This window comes from Pseudomonas sp. 43A (genome assembly GCF_013363935.1).
Lineage (GTDB): Bacteria > Pseudomonadota > Gammaproteobacteria > Pseudomonadales > Pseudomonadaceae > Aquipseudomonas > Aquipseudomonas crudilactis.
Map to the genome: position 1 here is coordinate 2,168,826 of NZ_CP054880.1, position 21,293 is coordinate 2,190,118.

The following is a 21,293-nucleotide window of genomic DNA, read 5'->3' on the forward strand; positions in this document are numbered from 1 at the left end:
CCCCGTAGGACGGCCTCGCGTCCTGGTGAATTGCGTTGGTCAGGGCCGGTTTTTGACCGTGGTTCCGCTGTCCAGGCCGCTTTTGGCGGCGTTCGCGACTATAGCAGCAATGATTAAGTGCTTCAATTCCATAAAAATTGTTATCATCCGCGGCATGACAACTACTGCCCCTTCGACTCCAGGCGTTCAATTGCTTGAAGTCTCGCCGGAGTATGCCGGCCAACGAATCGACAATTTTCTCGTCGCCCGGCTCAAAGGCGTGCCCAAGACTTTGATTTACCGCATTTTGCGCAAAGGCGAAGTGCGTGTGAACAAAGGTCGGATCAAGCCCGAATACAAGCTGCAGGCCGGTGATATCGTGCGCGTGCCGCCGGTTCGCGTGCCTGAGCGTGATGAGCCGGTGCCACTCGCCCAAGGCTTGTTGCAGCGCCTGGAAGCCTCGATTGTCTTCGAAGACAAAGCCCTGATCGTGATCAACAAGCCCGCTGGCATTGCGGTTCACGGTGGCAGTGGCTTGAATTTCGGCGTGATCGAAGCCTTTCGTCAGTTGCGTCCCGATGCCAAAGAGCTGGAGCTGGTTCACCGTCTCGACCGCGACACCTCCGGCCTGCTGATGATCGCCAAAAAGCGCAGCATGTTGCGCCACTTGCACGAGCAATTGCGCGGCGATGGCGTCGACAAGCGCTACATGGCGCTGGTTCGCGGCAACTGGGCGACCTCGATCAAGAAAGTCAGTGCGCCATTGCTCAAGAGCAATCTGCGTTCCGGCGAGCGCATGGTCGAAGTCAATGACGAAGGCAAAGAAGCCCTGACCATGTTCAAGGTGCTGCGCCGTTTCGGTGATTTCGCCACCATGGTCGAGGCTAAACCGGTTACCGGTCGAACCCACCAGATTCGCGTGCATACCTTGCATGCTGGTCATTGCATTGCTGGCGACAGCAAGTACGGCGATGAGGACTTCACCAGGGAAATCCGCGATCTGGGCGGCAAGCGCCTGTTCCTGCACGCTTACATGCTGACCGTGCCGCTGCCCGATGGTGGCAAGCTGACCTTGCAGGCGCCTGTCGATGAAATGTGGGCCAAGACCGTGGAGCGATTGAGTGCGCCCATCTGATTACAAGCTGCTGATTTTCGATTGGGACGGCACCCTGGCCGATTCCATTCACCGGATCGTCGAGGCCATGCACTCGGCATCCGGGCGCTCCGGTTTCGAGTTGCGTGATGATTTTGCCGTCAAAGGCATCATCGGTCTGGGCTTGCCCGAGGCGATTCGTACGCTGTATCCCGAAATCAGCGATGCCGAAATGACGTTGTTTCGCGAGTATTACGCCGATCACTACATCGCTGCAGAGGCTGTGCCTTCGCCGTTGTTCGAAGGTGTTGTCGAGTCGATGGCGTCGTTTCGCGAGCAGGGTTATCACTTGGCTGTTGCCACCGGCAAGAATCGCCGGGGACTGGATCGGGTGCTCAAGGCCAATGGCTGGGAAGATTATTTCGATATCACCCGTGCTGCCGATGAAACTGCGAGCAAGCCGCACCCTCTGATGCTGGAGCAGATCCTTGCGCATTGTGGTGTGCGTGCGGAGCAGGCGCTGATGGTCGGGGATTCGTCCTTTGATCTGCTGATGGCGCGCAATGCGGGGATGGATTCGGTGGCGGTCAGTTATGGCGCGCAATCGATCGAGTCGCTGCAGCAGTTCGAGCCGCGCCTGTCGATCGACCGTTTTTGCGAATTGCATGCCTGGCTGGGACAGCAGGCTTAATACGTTTTTGCTGGGGTGGATGGCATGACCGACGAATGGAAAGCACCGGCCAAGGCAAGTGCCGACGGCGGTGACGAGAAAAGCTGGAAGCTGTTGGAAAAGACCCTGCTGGCCGGTGTGCAGGAACAGCGCCGTTCGCGGCGTTGGGGGATTTTCTTCAAGCTGCTGACGTTTGTTTATCTGTTTGTGGCGCTGATTCTGTTCACGCCGCTGATGGACATGGAAAAGAGTGCCACGCGCGGGCCGAACTACACCGCGCTGATCGACGTCACCGGCGTGATCGCCGATAAAGAGCCGGCCAGCGCCGACAATATTGTCGGCAGCCTGCGGGCGGCGTTCGAGGACAAGAAGGTCAAGGGTGTGATCCTGCGGATCAACAGCCCGGGCGGCAGTCCGGTGCAATCGGGTTATGTGTATGACGAGATCAAGCGTCTGCGCGGCCTGCATCCGGATATCAAACTGTATGCGGTGATTTCCGATCTGGGGGCGTCCGGTGCCTATTACATCGCCAGCGCGGCGGATCAGATCTATGCCGACAAGGCGAGCCTGGTCGGTTCGATTGGTGTGACGGCGGCCGGTTATGGCTTTGTCGGCACCATGGAGAAGCTGGGTGTCGAGCGTCGTACGTACACCTCGGGCGAGCACAAATCGTTCCTCGATCCGTTCCAGCCGCAGAAACCTGAAGAAACGGCATTCTGGCAGAGCGTGCTCGATACCACGCACAAGCAGTTCATCAATAGCGTCAAGCAGGGTCGTGGTGATCGCCTGAAGGACAAAGATCATCCGGAGCTGTTCTCTGGGCTGGTCTGGTCGGGCGAGCAGGCGCTGCCGCTGGGCTTGATCGATGGTCTGGGCAATGCCAGTTCGGTGGCGCGTGATGTGATTGGCGAGAAAGAGCTGGTGGACTTCACCGTTCAGGAGTCGCCGTTCGATCGCTTCTCGAAGAAGCTTGGCGCCAGTGTGGCTGAGCAGTTGGCGATGTGGATGGGTTTCCACGGGCCTTCGTTGCGTTAAAAAGTCGCAGTTAAATAAAAAACCGGCCTTGATGGCCGGTTTTTTGTGGATTAGGGGATTTGCACGCCTTCGGCCAGCAGCATGTCGATCAAGCGAATCAGCGGCAGGCCGATCAAACTGGTGGCGTCAGGGCCTTCGGTGGATTGAAACAGGCTCACGCCAAGGCCTTCCGCCTTGAAGCTGCCTGCGCAGTCGTAAGGCTGTTCAATGCGCAAGTAACGTTCGACGCGTGCTTCATCCAGTGTGCGCATGTGGACGGTGAATGGCACGTAGTCGATCTGGCACTGACCGGTCTGGCTGTTGAGCAGGGCCAGGCCGGTCAGGAAGGTCACGCTGGCGCCGCTCGCGGCCAGCAGTTGCTCGCGAGCCTTCTCGAAGGTGTGCGGCTTGCCGATGATCTGCTCGCCGAGCACAGCAACCTGGTCCGAGCCGATGATCAGATGAGCGGGATGACTGTCGGCCAGTGCGCGGGCTTTTTGCTCGGCGAGGCGTTTGACCAGTTCGATGGCTGACTCGTTCGGGCGATGACTTTCATCGATATCCGGCGAGCTGCAGACGAACGGCAGGTGCAGGCGGGCGAGCAATTCCCGGCGGTAGGTCGAGCTTGAAGCGAGTAATAAAGGCAGCATTCGCGTCTCCTGAGGCAGATGCGAATTCTAGCGGAGGCACGCAAGTGACGGACAGGGCACAATTTCCTTTGACATGGGTGGGTGCATCCCTATAATGCTGCGCCTATGTTGAATGACCCGATTCCACCTCACGTTGACCCGCGCAAATTGGCTGACCGTGGCACCACCCTTCAAGGTGAACTGCTGCTGGCCGATTTGAAGAGACTCTGCGACCCGCTTTCCGACGATGTCGGTACGGTGCAGGCGAAATTCGTTTTTGAGCGAGATGAACGTAAATCTGTGGTGATCCACAGCTTTATCGACACCGAGGTCAAAATGGTTTGCCAGCGTTGTCTTGAGCTGGTCACCCTGCCGATCCACAGCGAATGCAGTTATGCTGTGGTGAAAGAGGGTGCGAATACCCAGTCGTTGCCGAAAGGTTATGACGTGCTGGAACTGGGCGAAGATCCATTGGATCTGCAGTCACTGATCGAGGAGGAGCTTCTGCTCGCCTTGCCCATTGTGCCTGCTCATCATCCGGAAGAATGCCAGCAGCCGGCGGGTCTCGATGAGCCCGAACCGAGCGAGGACGAGTCAACGCGGTCCAACCCGTTCAGTGTATTGGCGCAGTTAAAGCGTGACCCAAACGTTTAGGAGTTAATCAATTATGGCTGTTCAGCAGAACAAAAAATCCCGCTCTGCCCGTGACATGCGCCGTTCGCACGACGCTCTCGAGGCTAGCACCCTGTCTGTAGAAAAAACCACTGGTGAAGTTCACCTGCGTCACCACGTATCGCCAGAAGGCGTATACCGTGGCCGTAAAGTGATCGACAAGGGCGCTGACGAGTAATCACTTGTCCGCTCAAGTCATCGCGATTGACGCAATGGGCGGGGACTTCGGTCCCCGCAGCATTGTTCAGGCCAGCCTTGCTTGCCTGTCTGCTACGCCCTCGCTGCACCTGACCCTCGTCGGTCAACCCTCCCTTCTTGAAGAATTGATCCACGGCCAATCGGCTGCTGATCGCGCGCGCCTGACGATTGTTGCGGCCAGTGAAGTCATTACCATGGACGAAAAGCCGACCCAGGCCTTGCGTGGCAAGCCGGATTCGTCGATGCGTGTCGCCCTTGAACTTGTGCGCGATGGCAAGGCTCAGGCCTGTGTCAGTGCTGGCAATACCGGTGCATTGATGGCGTTGTCGCGGTTTGTGCTGAAGACGCTGCCGGGTATTGATCGGCCGGCGATGGTGGCGGCGATTCCAACGCAGAAGGGCTATTGCCAGTTGCTCGATCTGGGCGCCAACGTCGACTGCAGTGCCGAACATCTGCTGCAGTTTGCGGTGATGGGCTCGGTAGCGGCGCAGACGCTGGGCATCCATCGCCCGCGTGTCGCGCTGCTGAACATCGGCACCGAAGACATCAAGGGCAATCAGCAGGTCAAGCTGGCGGCGACGCTGTTGCAGGCTGCTCGCGGCATCAACTACATCGGCTTTATCGAAGGCGACGGCTTGTATCGTGGCGAAGCTGATGTGGTGGTGTGTGATGGATTCGTCGGCAACATCCTGCTCAAGTCCAGCGAAGGGCTGGCGACGATGATTGCTGCGCGCATTGAAGCGTTGTTCAAAAGAAATCTCGTCTCCCGTGCCGTGGGGGCTTTGGCGTTGCCGCTGATGAAGCGCTTGCAGGCCGATCTGGCGCCGGCGCGACATAACGGCGCAAGCTTTCTCGGTTTGCAGGGCATTGTTGTGAAAAGTCACGGTTCGGCCGGGGTTCAGGGCTTTCAGAGTGCGATTCAGCGCGCGCTGATCGAGATTCAGGAGAACCTTCCCGAACGCCTCCACGGTCGTCTGGAGGATTTGTTGTCTTAGGCGTTTTCGTCGGACAATGCTTAAATGTGACCGCCCGGTTCAAAGGGCCATCCAACTGTCAGTTTCTTGCGTCCCCAACGGGACGTCATTTTCCGACGACAAGATCATTAGGGGCTTGTTACATGTCTGCTTCCCTCGCATTCGTCTTTCCAGGACAGGGTTCGCAGTCCCTCGGCATGTTGGCCGAGCTGGGCGCGGAATATCCGTTGATCCTCGAAACTTTCAAAGAGGCCTCTGAGGCTCTGGGTTATGACCTGTGGGCACTGACCCAGCAGGGCCCGGAAGAGCTGCTCAATCAAACCGACAAAACCCAACCGGCCATTCTGACCGCTTCGATCGCTCTGTGGCGTCTGTGGCTGGCTGAAGGTGGTGCGCGTCCGGCATTCGTTGCCGGTCACAGCCTGGGTGAATACAGCGCGCTGGTTGCTGCTGGCAGCCTGACGCTGGCTGACGCGGTCAAGCTCGTTGAGCGCCGTGGTCAACTGATGCAGGAAGCGGTTCCGGCCGGGCAGGGCGGCATGGCTGCCATCCTCGGTCTGGAAGACGCTGACGTGCTGGCGGCCTGCGCTGAAGCTGCGCAAGGCGACGTGGTCAGTGCGGTCAACTTCAACTCTCCGGGCCAGGTGGTCATTGCCGGCGCCAAGGCTGCCGTTGAGCGCGCCATTGAAGGCTGCAAGGCGCGTGGTGCCAAGCGCGCCATGCCGCTGCCGGTGAGCGTGCCGTCGCACTGCGAACTGATGCGCCCGGCCGCCGAGCGCTTCGCCGAATCCATCGCCGCCATCGACTGGCAGGCGCCGCAGATCCCGGTGGTACAGAACGTCAGCGCGCAAGTGCCGGCCGATCTGGAAACCCTCAAGCGTGATCTGCTCGAACAGCTGTACAAGCCAGTGCGCTGGGTCGAGTCGGTACAGACTCTGGCCGCCAAGGGCGCGACCAATCTGGTCGAATGCGGCCCGGGCAAAGTCCTGGCCGGTCTGAACAAGCGTTGCGCCGAAGGCGTGGCGACTTCCAACCTCAATACCCCAGACGCTTTCGCTGCCGCTCGCGCAGCGCAAGCCTGAATCAGGAGAAACTTGCATGAGTCTGCAAGGTAAAGTTGCATTGGTCACCGGTGCAAGCCGCGGTATCGGCCAGGCTATCGCACTGGAGCTGGGTCGTCAGGGCGCCATCGTTGTTGGCACCGCGACTTCCGCTTCGGGCGCTGAGCGTATCGCTGCAACCCTGAAGGAAAACGGTATTCAGGGCACTGGCCTTGAGCTGAACGTGACCAGCGATGAATCGGTCAGCGCAGTGCTGGCGAGCATTCAGGAGCAGTTCGGTGCGCCAGTGGCGATCCTGGTCAATAATGCCGGCATCACCCGCGATAACCTGATGATGCGCATGAAAGACGATGAGTGGTACGACGTGATCGATACCAATCTGAACAGTCTATTCCGCCTGTCCAAGGGCGTTCTGCGCGGCATGACCAAGGCTCGCTGGGGTCGAATTATCAGTATTGGCTCGGTAGTGGGTGCCATGGGCAACGCTGGCCAAGTAAACTATGCAGCCGCCAAGGCCGGTCTGGAAGGTTTCAGCCGTGCAATGGCGCGTGAAGTCGGTTCGCGTTCGATTACGGTCAACTCGGTAACCCCTGGGTTCATCGACACCGATATGACCCGCGAACTGCCTGAAGCACAGCGTGAAGCCTTGCAGACGCAGATTCCGCTGGGTCGTCTGGGACAAGCTCAAGAGATCGCGTCTGTGGTCGCTTTTCTTGCATCCGACGGTGCGGCATACGTCACTGGGGCTACAATCCCGGTGAACGGTGGGATGTACATGTAAGTAAAATGTGACGGATTGCTTCAAAAAAATGTCATACGAGCTGTCTAAAATCCGTTATAAAGCTGCAATCTATTTATAGGCAGAGGGCTGCAGGGTTTGAGGAGTGAAGCTTTCAGTTGAAAAACTGAAAAGTCTTTCTATACACTTACCCACTGGCCAGCTGCCTGAATTTGTCCATTAGGAGTGAAAACAAGGTATGAGCACCATCGAAGAGCGCGTCAAGAAAATCGTTGCCGAGCAACTGGGTGTTAAAGAAGAAGAAGTGGTCAACACCGCTTCCTTCGTAGAAGACCTGGGTGCCGACTCCCTTGACACCGTTGAGCTGGTGATGGCTCTGGAAGAGGAATTCGAGACCGAAATCCCTGACGAAGAAGCTGAGAAGATCACTACTGTACAAGCTGCAATCGATTACGTTACTAACCATCAGGCGTAATAGCTTGTAATCGTTGTTTGCTGTCATGGAAAAACCGCACTGCCATCATGGCGTGCGGTTTTTTCTTTAGGCCTGATGCAAAGTCGTCGTCATTTGAAAAAGGAGAGTGCTGTGTCGCGTAGACGCGTCGTAGTCACCGGTATGGGTATGTTGTCGCCACTGGGCACGGACGTGCCGAGCAGTTGGCAGGGCATTCTGGCTGGCCGCAGTGGCATTGGTCTGATCGAACACACCGACCTTTCTGCCTATTCCACCCGCTTTGGCGGCTCGGTAAAGGGCTTCAATGTCGAGGAATACCTGTCGGTCAAGGAAGCGCGCAAGCTCGACCTGTTCATTCAGTACGGCCTCGCCGCAGGCTTTCAAGCCGTACGCAACGCTGGTCTGGAAGTCACCGACGCCAACCGTGAACGCATTGGCGTGGCCATGGGTTCGGGTATCGGCGGGCTGACCAACATCGAAGAAACCAGCCGTACCCTGCATGAGACGGGTCCGCGTCGAATCTCGCCATTCTTCGTGCCAGGCTCGATCATCAATATGATTTCCGGTTTCCTGTCCATCCACCTGGGTGCACAGGGACCTAACTACGCCATCGCCACTGCATGCACCACCGGTACGCACTGCATCGGCATGGCGGCGCGCAACATCATGTACGACGAAGCCGACGTGATGATTGCCGGTGGTGCCGAAATGGCCGCGTGCGGTCTGGGCATGGGCGGCTTCGGCGCATCCCGTGCGCTGTCGACCCGTAACGACGAGCCGACTCGCGCCAGTCGTCCATGGGACAAGGGTCGTGACGGTTTCGTGTTGTCCGACGGTGCCGGTGCACTGGTTCTCGAAGAGCTGGAGCACGCCAAGGCGCGCGGCGCGACCATCTACGCCGAGCTGATCGGCTTCGGCACCAGCGGCGATGCCTTCCACATGACCTCGCCGCCAGCCGACGGCGCCGGTGCAGCACGCTGCATCACCAACGCGCTGCGTGATGCGAAGATCAATATCGATCAAGTGCAGTACATCAATGCCCACGGTACCTCGACTCCGGCTGGCGACCTCGCCGAAGCCAACGCGATCAAGTCGGTGTTCGGCGAGCACGCCTACAAGCTGGCAGTCAGCTCGACCAAATCGATGACCGGTCACCTGTTGGGTGCGGCGGGCGCAGTTGAAGCAATCTTCAGCGTGCTGGCGATCAACAGCCAGGTAGCGCCGCCGACCATCAACCTCGATGAGCCGGATGAAGGCTGCGATCTCGATTTCGTGCCGCACACCGCGCGAAACATGGACATCGATGTCGTCCTGTCCAACTCCTTCGGTTTTGGCGGCACCAACGGCACCCTGGCATTCCGCCGGTTCGCAGGCTGATGGACTGCTGGGTCGACGGTCAACCGGCTGACAGTCTGTCGCTGAAAGATCGCGGCCTGGCTTACGGTGATGGTCTGTTCGAGACTATCGCCGTGCGTGGCGGCCAGCCGATCCTGCTGGATCGACACCTGACGCGATTGGCCGCTGGCTGTGCGCGTCTGGCTATCGCGGCCGATATCGAGCTGATTCGCCAAGAGCTGCTGAGCTATGCGGCAGCGATGGGTGAGGGTGTGCTCAAGCTCATTCTCACCCGTGGCGACGGTCTGCGCGGCTATGCGCCAGATCCCGCAGCGCCGGGCCGACGCATTCTGCAAGGCAATCCTGCGGCGGCTTATCCTGCTGTGCATGCTAAACAAGGCGTTCGCCTGTTTCCATGCAACACGCGACTGTCCAAACAGCCTTTACTGGCAGGACTCAAACACCTCAATCGCCTTGAACAGGTTCTCGCCCGTGCCGAGTGGCAGGACAGCGAGCACGCCGAAGGCTTGATGCTGGATCAGGTCGGTCGGGTGATCGAGGGTGTGTTCAGCAATCTGTTTCTGGTTAGCGACGGTGTGCTGATAACGCCGGACCTCAAGCGTTGCGGTGTCGCCGGGGTGATGCGCGCCGAAATATTGTTTCAGGCCGAGTCATTGGCCATCCCCACGCAAATCGCCGACATCAGCCTCGAACAGCTGCAATGGGCCGATGAAGTATTTGTCTGCAACAGCGTGTATGGCGTCTGGCCGGTACGCGCCTGTGCTGCACTGAGCTGGCCGGTTGGCCCGCTCACCCGTAAACTGCAAACCATTGCCCGCGCCCTACTGGATGCCTGATTTGTGAGACGTAAACTTTTGCTGCTGCTGGAAACCGGACTGGTTCTGGCAGGGCTGTTGCTGGGCGCCAGCGCCTGGAAGATTCACTCTGCACTGGAACAGCCTCTGAACATCAAGCAGGAAGAACTGCTGGATGTGCCGAAAGGCTCTACACCGACCCGCACTTTCCTTTCACTCGAAACCGATGGCGTCATCAAGGACGCGTTCTGGTTGCGGGTCTATTGGCGCTTCAATCTCGCGGGCACCCCGATCCACAGCGGTGAATACCGCATGCAGCCGGGCATGACCGTTAACGGTCTGATCGACTTGTGGAAGCGTGGCGACGTGGTTCAGTACAGCCTGACGCTGGTTGAGGGCTGGAACTTCCATCAAGTGCGCGCGGCGTTGGCCAAAGACGAAAAGATCGAACAGACCCTGAACGGTTTGAGCGACAGCGACGTCATGGCGAAGATTGGTCATAAAGGGTTGTTCCCGGAAGGGCGTTTCTTCCCCGATACCTACCGCTTCGTGCGGGGCATGTCTGATGCCGAGCTGCTGAAGAAAGCCTTTGAACGTCTCGACGAAGTGCTCGCCAATGAATGGGAAAAGCGTTCGGCCGATACGCCGTACACTGAGCCCTATCAAGCATTGATCATGGCGTCGCTGGTCGAGAAGGAAACCGGCGTGCCGCAGGAGCGCGGGCAGATCGCCGGTGTCTTCGTGCGTCGCATGGCTCTGGGCATGCAGTTGCAGACCGATCCGACGGTGATTTACGGTTTGGGTGATCGCTACAACGGTAAGCTGACCCGTGCTCACTTGAAGGAGCCAACGGCGTATAACACTTACGTGATTCCCGGCTTGCCGCCGACACCGATTGCGATGGTCGGTCGTGAGGCGATTCACGCAGCGCTGAATCCAGTGGAAGGGACAAGTCTGTACTTTGTTGCACGTGGCGACGGCAGTCATGTCTTCTCTGATGATCTCGATGCGCATAACAATGCGGTGCGTGAGTATCAGCTCAAGCGACGTGCCGATTACCGCTCCAGTCCGGCGCCAGCGACAACGCCTGAAGCCGCTCCCGCCAACGAGGAAGCGATTCCGGCAGCGTCTCCGGATACAGCGCCGGAATCGTTGCCACAAGTTGCGCCGCAGGAGCCAGCGCCGACTCCAGAGGCCGCCGCCCCACAAAATACGCAATGACGTTGATTAAGGACTGCCTGTGACTGGCTTGTTTATTACCCTTGAAGGCCCGGAAGGCGCCGGCAAAAGCACCAACCGCGAATATCTCGCCGAGTGCCTGCGCGCCGCCGGTATTGAAGTCGTGCTGACCCGCGAACCAGGCGGCACACCATTGGCCGAGCGGATACGCGATGTGCTGCTGGCCCCGGCCGACGAAGTCATGAACCCTGACACCGAGCTGTTGCTGGTATTCGCTGCACGCGCCCAGCATCTGGCCGAAGTGATTCGCCCGGCGCTGGCCCGTGGTGCGGTGGTGCTGTGTGATCGCTTTACCGATTCGACCTACGCCTATCAGGGCGGCGGTCGTGGTTTGTCGCTGGAGCGCATCGCGGCGCTGGAAGCGTTCGTGCAAGGCGATCTGCGCCCGGATCTGACGCTGATTTTCGATCTGCCGGTGGAAATCGGTCTGGCCCGCGCCAGTGCCCGTGGCCGTCTGGATCGTTTCGAGCTGGAAGGCCGGGCGTTTTTCGAGGCGGTGCGTAGTGCCTTCCTCAAGCGTGCTGAAGCGGATCCTGCGCGTTATGTGCGCATCGATGCCGGTCAGCCATTGGTCAAGGTTCAACAATCGCTGGATACCCTGATTCCGAATTTGCTGGAGCTGGCCCGTGGCTGAGGCCTACCCGTGGCAGGACAGCCTCTGGCAGCAACTGGCCGGGCGTAAGCAGCACGCGCACGCCTATCTGCTGCACGGCCCGGCGGGCATCGGCAAACGCGCGTTGGCCGAACGCCTGATGGCCAGCTTGTTGTGCCAGCGGCCGACGCCGCAAGCCTGCGGCGAATGCAAATCCTGCCTGCTGCTCAAGGCTGGCAGCCACCCGGATAATTACATCCTCGAACCGGAAGAAGCCGACAAGGCCATCAAGGTTGATCAGGTGCGTGATCTGGTCAGTTTCGTGGTGCAAACCGCGCAACTGGGCGGGCGCAAAGTGGTGCTGATCGAGCCAGTCGAGTCGATGAACATCAACGCCGCCAACGCCTTGCTGAAAAGCCTTGAAGAGCCGTCCGGCGATACGGTTTTGCTATTGGTCAGCCATCAGACCAGCCGTTTGCTGCCGACCATCAAAAGCCGTTGCGTGCAGCAAGCCTGTCCGTTGCCGGGCGAGGCAATGAGCCTGCAATGGCTGGCTCATGCGCTGCCGGATTGCTCCGAAGACGAGCGTGTCGAATTGCTGACGCTGGCGGCCGGTTCGCCGTTGATGGCGGTCAGTTTGCAATCCCAAGGCGTGCGCGAACAGCGTGCGCAAGTGGTCGAAGGCGTGAAGAAGTTGCTCAAGCAGCAGCAATCGCCGACGCAATTGGCCGAAGAGTGGAAAAGCATTCCGATGCTGCGCCTGTTCGACTGGTTCTGCGATTGGTCGAGCCTGATCCTGCGTTATCAATTGACTCAGGATGAAGCAGGTCTCGGTCTGACCGACATGCGTAAAGTCGTGCAGTACCTGGCGCAGAAAAGTGCGCAGGGCAAAGTGCTGGAGATTCAGGACTGGATTCTCGCCCAGCGCCAGAAAGTCATGAGCAAGGCCAACCTCAATCCGGCGTTGCTGCTGGAGGCGTTGTTGGTGCAATGGGCGGGATTGCCTGGTCAAAGATAAGAATGTGTACCTAGACTCTGAACATCAGCAGTGGAGGTCAACATGAATGAACCCGTCAGCCCGGGGCCACGCAACGGCATTTTGTCCCTGACCATCAAGGACAAGTCGGTGCTCTACGCCGCTTACATGCCGTTCATCAAGAACGGTGGCTTGTTCATCCCGACCAACAAGAGCTACAAGTTGGGCGACGAGGTGTTCATGCTGCTCAACCTGATGGACGAGGCCGAGAAAATTCCGGTGGCCGGCAAGGTCGCCTGGATCACGCCCAAAGGTGCGCAGGGTAATCGCGCCGCCGGTGTCGGCGTGCAGTTCAACGATGGCGACAACACCGCGCGCAGTCGCATCGAAACCCATCTGGCCGGAGCCCTTAAATCCGACCGTCCCACTCATACGATGTAAGTAGCCGTCTTTTTTATGCTCGTAGATTCCCATTGTCACCTTGATCGCCTCGACCTCGCCGCCCATGACGGTTCGCTGGATGCTGCACTGGATGCGGCCCGTGGGCGCGGAGTAGGGCACTTCCTGTGCATCGGCGTGAGTGCCGACAACGCCGCCGACGTCAAAGCCCTGGCTGAGCGTTATGACGACGTTGATTGTTCGGTGGGTGTGCACCCGCTGGATGTGAAGCCGGGCGCGGCGCCTGCGCTGGACTGGCTGCTGCACGAACTCAATCACCCGAAAGTGGTGGCGATCGGTGAAACCGGCCTCGACTATCACTACGAACCGGAAGCCGCCGAACTGCAGCAGGAGTCATTCCGTCTGCACCTGCAGGCGGCGCAGCAGACTGGCAAACCGGTGATCATCCACACCCGTGGCGCCCGTGCCGATACCCTTGAGTTGCTGCGCGATGCGGCCTTGCCTCAGGCCGGTGTGCTGCATTGCTTCACCGAAGACTGGGACATGGCCAAGGCTGCGCTGGACATGGGTTATTACATTTCCCTTTCCGGCATCGTCACGTTCCGCAATGCCGATGCGTTGCGCGATGTCGCGAGCAAGGTTCCGGCGGATCGTCTGCTGGTGGAAACCGATTCACCGTATCTGGCGCCGATTCCTTATCGCGGCAAGCCCAACCTGCCGCAATACGTGCGCGAGGTGGCGGAATTCCTGGCGATGTTGCGCGGTGAGAACTACGAGCGTTTTGCCGAGCAGACCACCGAGAACTTCAAGCGCCTGTTCCCGCTGGCGAGTGTTAAATCTGCCGTGTAGCCGATTGCCAAATCGCAGGCAAAAAAAACCCGGGTTCTGGGGGGTGAATCCGGGTTAAGACCATTAGGAGTAAAACAAAGGCACGCGGTCCCTTGGTACCTTTATCGGCGCGACACTTGGGGGAGATGTCGCCCGACAGTTCAAGTATTGATCAGTCTGGCGTGCAGTCCAGTGAGCCGGTCGGGGTTTTTAAACAAATTTGGAATACGTTTGCTTCAGTTGAGTTCTCATTGCGCCCAAAACGTTCTCAAAACGAACATGAAACACAGATATGGTCGATGATCCGTGCATTTTTGCGCAAGTTAGGCATAATACGCGGCTTCGAATTTTGACCCTTCAGACCTTTTCTTATGCACAAAGAACCCCGTAAGGTCCGTGAGTTTCGTCGCCGCGAGCAAGAAATTCTCGATACCGCGCTCAAGCTGTTCCTCGACCAAGGTGAAGACAGTGTCACCGTCGAGATGATTGCTGATGCCGTGGGTATCGGCAAAGGCACGATCTACAAGCACTTCAAATCCAAGGCCGAGATCTATCTGCGCCTGATGCTCGATTACGAGCGTGATTTGAACGAGCTGCTGCATTCAGCCGATGTCGACAAGGACAAGGAAGCGCTGTCCCGCGCCTACTTCGAATTCCGCATGCGCGACCCGCAGCGCTATCGCCTGTTCGACCGCCTCGAAGAGAAGGTGGTCAAGGGCAATCAGGTGCCGGAGATGGTCGAGGAGCTGCACAAGATCCGTGCCTCGAACTTCGAACGCCTGACCTTGTTGATCAAGGGCCGCATCAGCGAAGGCAAGCTCGAAGACGTGCCGCCTTACTTCCACTACTGCGCGGCCTGGGCGCTGGTGCACGGCGCTGTGGCGCTGTATCACTCGCCGTTCTGGAGCAATGTGCTGGAAGATCAGGAAGGGTTCTTCCAGTTCCTGATGGACATCGGCGTGCGCATGGGCAACAAACGCAAGCGTGACCCGGAAACGCCAAGCAGCTGAGCCATTCAGCAGCCTTATTGCGCCATGATTTCGCTACATGACGCAGTACCGCAGGAATATACTCAGGCATAGGGCTTGCTAAAACTTGATTTGTGAGTCAAGTTTTAGCGGCTCGAAATCCTTTCGCCGGAGTGATCATGATCGTTGACCGTCAAGGCAGGCGTTTTCGCAATTTGCGGATCAGCCTGACCTCAGCCTGCAACTACGCGTGTACTTACTGCGTGCCCAACGGCAAGCGGTTGGTGGCTGCGCAGGATGAATTGTCGGCCGAAGCCATGGCTCGTGGCGTGGCGTATCTGATCGAAGCCGCCGGCATTGAACGGCTGCGCATCACTGGCGGTGAGCCGCTGGTCAGTCCCAAACTCGAATCGTTCATGACCGCTGTCGGCAAGATGGGCCTGGAAGACATCAGTCTGACCACCAACGGCCAACTCCTCGCGAAGAAACTGCCGCTGCTGGTGGATGCCGGTCTGCGCCGGATCAACGTGTCCCTCGATACCCTCGACGCCGGCGCATTCCGCAGCATCGCCCGTGGCGGCGATCTGGCCACCGTGCTCGACGGCATGGATCAGGCGAAGGCGGCGGGGATGAAGATCAAGGTCAACATGGTGCCGTTGCGCGGGCAGAATCTAGATCAGGTGATGCCGCTGCTGGATTACTGTCTGGAGCGCGGATACGAACTGCGCTTCATCGAGCTGATGCGCATGGGCCACCTGGCCAAGGACAACAATGCGTTCCTGCAACAGTTCGTCAGCCTGCAGCAGTTGCTGGAGCTGATTGGCGAACGTTATGAGTACGCACAAACCGATGCCCCCGTAGACGCCACGGCCGTGCGCTATGCGATCCCGGGGTTGGGCAACTTCGGTGTGATCGCCAACGAAAGCGTACCGTTCTGCCGGACGTGCTCGCGTTTGCGTCTGTCATCGACCGGTTGGCTGCATGGCTGCCTGTCGTCGAGCAACCGTCACTATGTCGGCGATTTGCTCGACAAGCCGCGCCATCAGGCGCTGCCGGCCTTGCAGCGCTTGTTGGTCAAGGCGTTGGGGGACAAGCAGGAAGTGGCGTTCTCCGGCGGCGCGACCATCATGAAAATCATCGGCGGCTGAACAACCGCTTTCGCGAGCAAGCTCGCTCCCACATTTGGAATGCATTTCGAATGTGGGAGCGAGCTTGCTCGCGAATACGATTTATCAATCAACGAAGAACCAGAGCTGGCGCAAAAGCTGCATCCAACGGCCATTCGCCGGTTTTCCGTCACCGGCCTCTGGAGGAATAGGATGCGTAGCCTGGTTTTGCTGCTGGCCGTTTTGGCACTCGGCGGCTGTATGACTGTCAGCGATATGGCCGAAGGCACTCGCTACCAGATGAGCGACGCGGGCCTGCTGGATCACAGCGACAGCCGTCGTGTAAACAACTTCCGCATTCAGCCGGACTCGTTCATCTACATCGCCCAAGGCGCCTTTGCGCCGCCGGGCGGTTCTTACCCGCGCCCGAACGTGGTAGCTGAAGAAGCCTTCAAGGGCTTCGTCGAATACTTCCCGATGGTCCGCCGTGCTCGCGCGCCGGAAGGCCTCGATCAGGCGATGGGCGAAGCTCGCGATGCCGGTGCGCACTATCTGCTGTACACGCGTTTCGCCAAGGCTGACGACCGCATCGGCAACTCCGATGAATGGCTCGATGAGGAGGCGGTCGATCGCCTCGGCATCGATGGCGGCGTGATTCAGATCATGTTGATCGAGACCAGCACCCAGTATTTGATTGATACTGCACGCATCAAGAGTCGTGGCGGTTTACTGACGTTCCACGACAGCAAGCCCGAAGACCTGATCGGCCCGCCGCTGGCACAGTACGCGCGCAGCCTGTTGGGAGTCGGCGACCAATAATTCAAGGAGAACGCCATGAGTGGCCCGCAGAAAGCCAATGACCTGTTGGGACAGATCCCCAAAACCAAAGGCTTGCCGCCGGTGCACTTGTGGAACCCGGACTTTTGCGGCGACATCGACATGCGCATCGCCCGCGATGGCACCTGGTATTACCTGGGCACGCCGATCGGGCGCAAGCCGATGGTCAAATTGTTCTCCACGATCATGCGCCGCGATGGCGATGATTATTTTCTGATCACGCCGGTCGAGAAGGTCGGGATCAAGGTCGATGATGCGCCATTTGTGGCGATTGCGGTCGAGGTTGAAGGCGTAGGGGAGGCGCAGTTGTTGCGCTTTACTACCAACGTTGAAGAAACCGCCGAGGCCGGGCCGGAGCATCCGATCCGCGTCGAGATTGACCCGGCGACGCAGGAGCCTGCGCCTTACGTGCATGTGCGCACCAACCTTGAAGCGCTGATTCATCGCAATGTGTTCTATCAACTGGTGGAGCTGGCGGTGAGCCGCGAGGTCGACGGGCAGCGTTGGCTCGGTGTGTGGAGCGGTGGCGAGTTTTTCCGCATCGGCCTCGAACCCTAAATCCGAACCCTGTGGGAGCGAGCTTGCTCGCGAATGCGTTCTGCCAGTCAATATCTAGGCTGGCAGACAAAACGCCTTCGCGAGCAAGCTCGCTCCCACATTTGGTTTTGTGGCGCGTCTGAAAAATCCTGATTGACTGTTAATCATATGATGATTAGCGTGTTCACCCATTGCGATCCGCTTTGAGGTGTTCATGTCCAGCAGCTTTCATGCAACCACGGTCGACTGGCTGGGCAGCTGGATTGCCGCTGGTCACGTCAAGCCGGGGCAGACCATCAAGGTCGAGGCCGATCTGGGCGAACAGCTCGGGGTCAGCCGCACGGTCATTCGCGAAGCGATCAAAACCCTCGTCGCCAAAGGCATGCTCGAAGTCGGGCCGAAAGTCGGCACCCGCGTATTGCCGGTGCGGCGCTGGAACCTGTTCGATCCGCAGGTCGTCGGTTGGCTGTCGCGTAATGGCTTGCCGGAAAACTTCGTCGATGACTTGCTCGACCTGCGCCGCACCATCGAACCCATGGCCGTGCGCTGGGCTTGCGAGCGGGCGACCCTGGAACAGATCGAAGCGGTGCAACTGGCCTATAACGCCCTTGAGCGTGCGGTCGACAGCGGCATCGATTACAACCGCGCCGATCAGGTCTTCCACGAATGCATCCTCGCGGCCAGCCACAATCAATTCATCGAACAAATGGTTCCGGCGCTCGGCGCGTTGCTCGCTGTGTCGTTCGAAGTTTCTGCGGCCGACCCGGATGAACTGCGCCGCACTTTGCCGATCCACAAAGACATGGCGGATGCCATCGCCGCCCGCGATTCCGCGCGCGGTGTGTGGGCGTGCATGACCCTGATCGACAACGCGGATCTGGCGATCAAACGCTTCTACCCAAAAGTCATGGCCGACAGAAAAGCCAGCTAACACAAAAATCCCCTGTAGGAGTGAGCCTGCTCGCGATAGCGTCGTATCAGGCAAAGTAGCTTCGACTGGTCCACCGCGATCGCGAGCAGGCTCACTCCTACAGTAAAAACAAGAACAATGGAGACCGTCATATGCCGTGGACCGCCCTGACCCAACACCGCGCTCAGCTCGGTGAAGGCCCTTTCTGGGACGCGCCAACCCAGGCGCTGTACTGGGTAGACATCGCTGGCAAACAGGCCCTACGCCTGATCGGCCAGAACGTACAGATCTGGCAGATGCCTGAGCACGTCTCCGCGTTCATCCCCTGCGCCAGCGGCGACGCACTGGTAACCCTGAGCAGTGGCGTCTACCGCCTCGATCTCGACTCCCCGGGCCTTGAGCCACGTCTGACACTGTTCTGCGTCGCCGATCCGCAACCGGGCAATCGCCCCAACGAAGCACGCTGCGATGGTCAAGGTCGTCTGTGGCTCGGCACCATGCAAAACAACATCGGCGAGCAGGGCGAAGACCTGCCGATCACCCGTCGTTCCGGTGGCCTGTTCCGGATCGATCCGGATAAACGCGTCACACCCTTACTGCGCAATCTGGGGATTCCCAACACTTTGCTGTGGAGCGACGACGGCACCACGCTGCTGTTCGGCGACAGTATGGACAGCACGCTGCATCGCTACTTCATTCACACCGACGGCCATCTCGATGCCGCACAAGTCTGGTACGGTCCCGACCAGCAGGGCGGCCCGGACGGCTCGGCGATGGATGCCGAAGGCTATGTGTGGAATGCCCGTTGGGACGGCAGCTGCCTGCTGCGCCTGACGCCTGACGGCAAGGTCGACCGCAAAATCGACCTGCCCGTCAGCCGCCCGACCAGTTGTGTATTCGGCGGTGAAGACCTGAAAACCCTGTTCATCACCAGCGCCAAGAGCCCGCACAACCATCCACTGGATGGCGCGGTACTGACAATGCGCGTTGATGTTGCAGGAAAAATCTGTACACGCTTTGCAGATTAAATCCCAAAATATGGGATGCAAAATTATATATTGAGATTATTTGGCGGTCGGGTTTATAGTCGGCAGCAGCAGTAACACGCACTCACACTTAAAAAGAACAAAACAGGTGAAGTGATGCAGCGAATGTCTATCGCACTCCCGTGTGGAGTCCGCGTCTCGCAACGGCCCCAAGCTGTCGGCCGCGCCTGCCTGTTTCGTTCAAACCGCCTTCCAGACCGGACATCGGCAGATGCCCGGTTTTTTTGTGCTCGCGAAACAGGAGTCCTGTTCCATGGCTGAACCCCTTTCCCTGCCGCCGGTGCCCGCGCCGCCGAAGGGCGAGCGACTGAAAAACAAGGTCGTGCTGCTGACCGGTGCTGCGCAAGGCATCGGCGAAGCCATCGTCGCTGCTTTCGCTTCGCAGCAAGCGAAACTGGTCATCAGTGATATCCAGGCTGAGAAGGTCGAACAGGTTGCCGCTCACTGGCGCGAGCAGGGCTTTGATGTGCAGGCGCTGAAGGCCGATGTCTCACGTCAGCACGATCTGCACGCCATGGCCAAGCGCGCCGTTGAGCTGCACGGGCGCATCGACGTGCTGGTCAACTGCGCCGGAGTCAACGTGTTCCGCGATCCATTGGAAATGACCGAAGAAGATTGGCATCGCTGCTTCGCCATTGATCTCGATGGCGCCTGGTTCGGCTGCAAAGCCGTGTTGCCGCAGATGATCGAGCAGGGCGTCGGCAGCATCATCAACATTGCCTCGACCCATTCCAGCCACATCATTCCCGGCTGCTTCCCGTATCCGGTGGCCAAGCACGGTTTGCTCGGCCTGACCCGCGCGCTCGGCATCGAGTACGCGGCGAAAGGCATTCGCGTCAACGCCATCGCCCCGGGGTATATCGAAACGCAGCTGAACGTCGATTACTGGAACGGTTTCGCCGACCCGCACGCCGAACGTCAGCGTGCTTTCGATCTGCACCCGCCGAAACGCATCGGTCAGCCGCTGGAAGTGGCAATGACCGCTGTATTTCTGGCCAGCGACGAAGCGCCGTTCATCAATGCGTCATGCATCACCATCGATGGTGGGCGCTCGGTGATGTACCACGACTGAGCGCAGTGGCTTTCACGCGGATAAATCCGTTTGCAATCCAATCATCATACGATATGACTATTGTCAGAAGATTTTGCAGGAACACGCTTCAACGCTTTTCAAACATTGCTCAAAAAAAATAACAAGGAGTCAGCTTATGAAACGTCGTTTCGGGATTCGTACCCTCTGCAGTACCGCCCTGGCGGTTACCGCGTTCAGCCTGAGCAGTGCGCTGCTCGCTGCCGACACCGTAAAAATCGGTTTTCTGGTCAAGCAGGCTGAAGAGCCGTGGTTTCAGACCGAGTGGGCCTTCGCCGAGAAAGCCGCCAAGGACAAGGGCTTCGAACTGATCAAGATCGCTGTGCCGGACGGTGAGAAAACCCTCTCGGCCATCGACAGCCTTGCCGCCAACGGCGCCAAGGGTTTCGTGATCTGCCCGCCGGATGTCTCGCTCGGCCCGGCAATCATGGCCAAAGCCAAACTCAATGACCTGAAAGTGATTGCCGTCGATGACCGTTTCGTCGACGCCAACGGCAAATTCATGGAAGACGTGCCGTACCTCGGCATGGCCGCGTTCGAAGTCGGCCAGAAGCAGGGCAACGCCATGGTTGCCGAAGCGAAGAAACGTAACTGGGACTGGAAAGACACTTACGCGGTGGTCAACACCTACAACGAACTCGACACCGGCAAGAAGCGCACTGACGGCTCGGTGAAATCCCTTGAAGACGCCGGCATGCCGAAAGACCACATTCTGTTCGCCGCACTGAAAACCCTCGACGTACCGGGCAGCATGGACGCCACCAACTCGGCGCTGGTGAAACTGCCGAGCGCGGCGAAAAACCTGATCATCGGCGGCATGAACGACAACACCGTGCTCGGCGGTGTACGCGCCACTGAAGCCGCCGGTTTTGCCGCGGCCAACGTGATCGGCATTGGCATCAACGGTACTGACGCCATCGGTGAACTGAAAAAGCCTAACAGCGGCTTCTTCGGCTCGATGCTGCCGAGTCCGCACATCGAAGGCTACAAGACTGCCGAAATGATGTACGAGTGGGTCACCACCGGCAAAGAACCGCCGAAGTACACCGCGATGGACGACGTCACCCTGATCACCCGCGAGAACTTCAAGCAAGAGCTGGAAAAAATCGGCTTGTGGAACTGATGCAGCGAC

25 protein-coding genes are annotated in these 21,293 nt (G+C 58.8%); 24 read left to right on the forward strand and 1 reads right to left on the reverse strand.

Translation table 11 applies throughout. The features are described 5' to 3' along the window. Positions 1-154 precede the first annotated feature (154 nt). From rluC to sppA, 3 genes are read left to right on the forward strand one after another with little or no spacing between them, the layout of a single operon-like run. Positions 155-1,114, forward strand: a complete 960-nt coding sequence (gene rluC, locus HUW52_RS09650) for a 23S rRNA pseudouridine(955/2504/2580) synthase RluC (protein ID WP_175553501.1) — start codon at positions 155-157, stop codon at positions 1,112-1,114. Continuing rightward, positions 1,101-1,763: an HAD-IA family hydrolase gene (locus HUW52_RS09655; protein ID WP_016986033.1), complete on the forward strand. Its 663-nt coding sequence runs from the start codon at positions 1,101-1,103 to the stop codon at positions 1,761-1,763. Before rluC ends, HUW52_RS09655 begins: the two co-directional genes overlap by 14 nt. Positions 1,764-1,787: 24 nt before the next feature. Next, positions 1,788-2,777, forward strand: coding sequence for a signal peptide peptidase SppA (gene sppA, locus HUW52_RS09660; RefSeq protein ID WP_016986032.1), 990 nt, complete (start codon positions 1,788-1,790; stop codon positions 2,775-2,777). A gap of 50 nt (positions 2,778-2,827) precedes the next feature. Here the strand turns inward: sppA and HUW52_RS09665 are convergent, their stop codons facing one another. Further along, positions 2,828-3,406, reverse strand: a complete 579-nt coding sequence (locus tag HUW52_RS09665) for a nucleoside triphosphate pyrophosphatase (protein ID WP_175553502.1) — start codon at positions 3,404-3,406, stop codon at positions 2,828-2,830. A 105-nt stretch (positions 3,407-3,511) separates the two neighbouring features. Here HUW52_RS09665 and HUW52_RS09670 point away from each other — a divergent pair, with 105 nt between their 5' ends. From HUW52_RS09670 to HUW52_RS09770, 21 genes are all read left to right on the forward strand, one after another. Beyond that, on the forward strand, positions 3,512-4,039 hold the full coding sequence (locus HUW52_RS09670) for a YceD family protein (protein WP_008086273.1): 528 nt from the start codon (positions 3,512-3,514) through the stop codon (positions 4,037-4,039). Between the two features lie 13 nt (positions 4,040-4,052). Next, positions 4,053-4,235 carry a 50S ribosomal protein L32 gene (rpmF, locus tag HUW52_RS09675; RefSeq protein WP_003179396.1) on the forward strand — a complete coding sequence of 61 codons (183 nt, stop codon included), beginning with the start codon at positions 4,053-4,055 and terminating at the stop codon, positions 4,233-4,235. 4 nt (positions 4,236-4,239) lie between these two features. Beyond that, positions 4,240-5,250 carry a phosphate acyltransferase PlsX gene (plsX, locus tag HUW52_RS09680; protein WP_016986030.1) on the forward strand — a complete coding sequence of 337 codons (1,011 nt, stop codon included), beginning with the start codon at positions 4,240-4,242 and terminating at the stop codon, positions 5,248-5,250. Between the two features lie 122 nt (positions 5,251-5,372). Then, positions 5,373-6,311, forward strand: a complete 939-nt coding sequence (gene fabD, locus HUW52_RS09685; RefSeq protein ID WP_016986029.1) for an ACP S-malonyltransferase — start codon at positions 5,373-5,375, stop codon at positions 6,309-6,311. Positions 6,312-6,327: 16 nt separating this feature from the next. Then, complete coding sequence (fabG, locus tag HUW52_RS09690) at positions 6,328-7,071, forward strand: 3-oxoacyl-ACP reductase FabG (protein ID WP_008086267.1); 744 nt, start codon at positions 6,328-6,330, stop codon at positions 7,069-7,071. A 196-nt stretch (positions 7,072-7,267) separates the two neighbouring features. After that, entirely contained in the window at positions 7,268-7,504 is a 237-nt protein-coding gene (acpP, locus tag HUW52_RS09695; RefSeq protein ID WP_003442511.1) for an acyl carrier protein, read from the forward strand. A gap of 111 nt (positions 7,505-7,615) precedes the next feature. Continuing rightward, a complete protein-coding gene (fabF, locus tag HUW52_RS09700; protein ID WP_175553503.1) occupies positions 7,616-8,860 on the forward strand; it encodes a beta-ketoacyl-ACP synthase II in 1,245 nt (414 codons plus the stop codon). Continuing rightward, entirely contained in the window at positions 8,860-9,675 is an 816-nt protein-coding gene (gene pabC, locus HUW52_RS09705; RefSeq protein WP_175553504.1) for an aminodeoxychorismate lyase, read from the forward strand. Before fabF ends, pabC begins: the two co-directional genes overlap by 1 nt. A 3-nt stretch (positions 9,676-9,678) precedes the next feature. Further along, on the forward strand, positions 9,679-10,854 hold the full coding sequence (mltG, locus tag HUW52_RS09710) for an endolytic transglycosylase MltG (protein WP_175553505.1): 1,176 nt from the start codon (positions 9,679-9,681) through the stop codon (positions 10,852-10,854). Positions 10,855-10,873: 19 nt separating this feature from the next. After that, positions 10,874-11,506: a dTMP kinase gene (gene tmk, locus HUW52_RS09715; RefSeq protein ID WP_175553506.1), complete on the forward strand. Its 633-nt coding sequence runs from the start codon at positions 10,874-10,876 to the stop codon at positions 11,504-11,506. Next, entirely contained in the window at positions 11,499-12,482 is a 984-nt protein-coding gene (locus tag HUW52_RS09720) for a DNA polymerase III subunit delta' (protein WP_175553507.1), read from the forward strand. Before tmk ends, HUW52_RS09720 begins: the two co-directional genes overlap by 8 nt. Before the next feature lie 42 nt (positions 12,483-12,524). After that, complete coding sequence (locus HUW52_RS09725) at positions 12,525-12,881, forward strand: PilZ domain-containing protein (RefSeq protein WP_007950801.1); 357 nt, start codon at positions 12,525-12,527, stop codon at positions 12,879-12,881. Between the two features lie 15 nt (positions 12,882-12,896). After that, positions 12,897-13,688, forward strand: a complete 792-nt coding sequence (locus tag HUW52_RS09730; RefSeq protein WP_175553508.1) for a TatD family hydrolase — start codon at positions 12,897-12,899, stop codon at positions 13,686-13,688. Positions 13,689-14,038: 350 nt separating this feature from the next. Then, positions 14,039-14,677 (forward strand): TetR/AcrR family transcriptional regulator, encoded by a 639-nt coding sequence (locus tag HUW52_RS09735; RefSeq protein ID WP_016986022.1) that lies wholly within the window; start codon positions 14,039-14,041, stop codon positions 14,675-14,677. A gap of 137 nt (positions 14,678-14,814) precedes the next feature. Continuing rightward, on the forward strand, positions 14,815-15,783 hold the full coding sequence (locus HUW52_RS09740; RefSeq protein WP_016986021.1) for a GTP 3',8-cyclase MoaA: 969 nt from the start codon (positions 14,815-14,817) through the stop codon (positions 15,781-15,783). 171 nt (positions 15,784-15,954) lie between these two features. Further along, the gene (locus HUW52_RS09745; RefSeq protein ID WP_007908280.1) at positions 15,955-16,560 is read left to right on the forward strand and encodes a DUF4823 domain-containing protein; all 606 of its coding nucleotides are present in this window, start codon (positions 15,955-15,957) and stop codon (positions 16,558-16,560) included. A gap of 15 nt (positions 16,561-16,575) precedes the next feature. Continuing rightward, complete coding sequence (locus tag HUW52_RS09750) at positions 16,576-17,136, forward strand: DUF1285 domain-containing protein (protein WP_175553509.1); 561 nt, start codon at positions 16,576-16,578, stop codon at positions 17,134-17,136. 193 nt (positions 17,137-17,329) lie between these two features. Further along, positions 17,330-18,046 (forward strand): FadR/GntR family transcriptional regulator, encoded by a 717-nt coding sequence (locus tag HUW52_RS09755; protein ID WP_016986019.1) that lies wholly within the window; start codon positions 17,330-17,332, stop codon positions 18,044-18,046. Between the two features lie 131 nt (positions 18,047-18,177). After that, the gene (locus HUW52_RS09760) at positions 18,178-19,053 is read left to right on the forward strand and encodes an SMP-30/gluconolactonase/LRE family protein (protein ID WP_175553510.1); all 876 of its coding nucleotides are present in this window, start codon (positions 18,178-18,180) and stop codon (positions 19,051-19,053) included. A 271-nt stretch (positions 19,054-19,324) separates the two neighbouring features. Continuing rightward, a complete protein-coding gene (locus tag HUW52_RS09765) occupies positions 19,325-20,143 on the forward strand; it encodes an SDR family oxidoreductase (RefSeq protein ID WP_175553511.1) in 819 nt (272 codons plus the stop codon). 136 nt (positions 20,144-20,279) lie between these two features. Next, positions 20,280-21,284: a substrate-binding domain-containing protein gene (locus HUW52_RS09770; RefSeq protein WP_064120360.1), complete on the forward strand. Its 1,005-nt coding sequence runs from the start codon at positions 20,280-20,282 to the stop codon at positions 21,282-21,284. Positions 21,285-21,293 lie beyond the last annotated feature (9 nt).

Excerpts from the sequence above, each read along its gene's own strand:
- rluC (WP_175553501.1), top strand. The coding sequence starts at position 155 with ATGACAACTACTGCCCCTTCGACTCCAGGCGTTCAATTGCTTGAAGTC.
- sppA (WP_016986032.1), top strand. The coding sequence starts at position 1,788 with ATGACCGACGAATGGAAAGCACCGGCCAAGGCAAGTGCCGACGGCGGT.
- HUW52_RS09665 (WP_175553502.1), bottom strand. The coding sequence starts at position 3,406 with ATGCTGCCTTTATTACTCGCTTCAAGCTCGACCTACCGCCGGGAATTG.
- HUW52_RS09670 (WP_008086273.1), top strand. The coding sequence starts at position 3,512 with ATGTTGAATGACCCGATTCCACCTCACGTTGACCCGCGCAAATTGGCT.
- rpmF (WP_003179396.1), top strand. The coding sequence starts at position 4,053 with ATGGCTGTTCAGCAGAACAAAAAATCCCGCTCTGCCCGTGACATGCGC.
- fabD (WP_016986029.1), top strand. The coding sequence starts at position 5,373 with ATGTCTGCTTCCCTCGCATTCGTCTTTCCAGGACAGGGTTCGCAGTCC.
- fabG (WP_008086267.1), top strand. The coding sequence starts at position 6,328 with ATGAGTCTGCAAGGTAAAGTTGCATTGGTCACCGGTGCAAGCCGCGGT.
- acpP (WP_003442511.1), top strand. The coding sequence starts at position 7,268 with ATGAGCACCATCGAAGAGCGCGTCAAGAAAATCGTTGCCGAGCAACTG.
- pabC (WP_175553504.1), top strand. The coding sequence starts at position 8,860 with ATGGACTGCTGGGTCGACGGTCAACCGGCTGACAGTCTGTCGCTGAAA.
- HUW52_RS09725 (WP_007950801.1), top strand. The coding sequence starts at position 12,525 with ATGAATGAACCCGTCAGCCCGGGGCCACGCAACGGCATTTTGTCCCTG.
- HUW52_RS09730 (WP_175553508.1), top strand. The coding sequence starts at position 12,897 with ATGCTCGTAGATTCCCATTGTCACCTTGATCGCCTCGACCTCGCCGCC.
- HUW52_RS09735 (WP_016986022.1), top strand. The coding sequence starts at position 14,039 with ATGCACAAAGAACCCCGTAAGGTCCGTGAGTTTCGTCGCCGCGAGCAA.
- HUW52_RS09740 (WP_016986021.1), top strand. The coding sequence starts at position 14,815 with ATGATCGTTGACCGTCAAGGCAGGCGTTTTCGCAATTTGCGGATCAGC.
- HUW52_RS09745 (WP_007908280.1), top strand. The coding sequence starts at position 15,955 with ATGCGTAGCCTGGTTTTGCTGCTGGCCGTTTTGGCACTCGGCGGCTGT.
- HUW52_RS09750 (WP_175553509.1), top strand. The coding sequence starts at position 16,576 with ATGAGTGGCCCGCAGAAAGCCAATGACCTGTTGGGACAGATCCCCAAA.
- HUW52_RS09755 (WP_016986019.1), top strand. The coding sequence starts at position 17,330 with ATGTCCAGCAGCTTTCATGCAACCACGGTCGACTGGCTGGGCAGCTGG.
- HUW52_RS09760 (WP_175553510.1), top strand. The coding sequence starts at position 18,178 with ATGCCGTGGACCGCCCTGACCCAACACCGCGCTCAGCTCGGTGAAGGC.
- HUW52_RS09765 (WP_175553511.1), top strand. The coding sequence starts at position 19,325 with ATGGCTGAACCCCTTTCCCTGCCGCCGGTGCCCGCGCCGCCGAAGGGC.
- HUW52_RS09770 (WP_064120360.1), top strand. The coding sequence starts at position 20,280 with ATGAAACGTCGTTTCGGGATTCGTACCCTCTGCAGTACCGCCCTGGCG.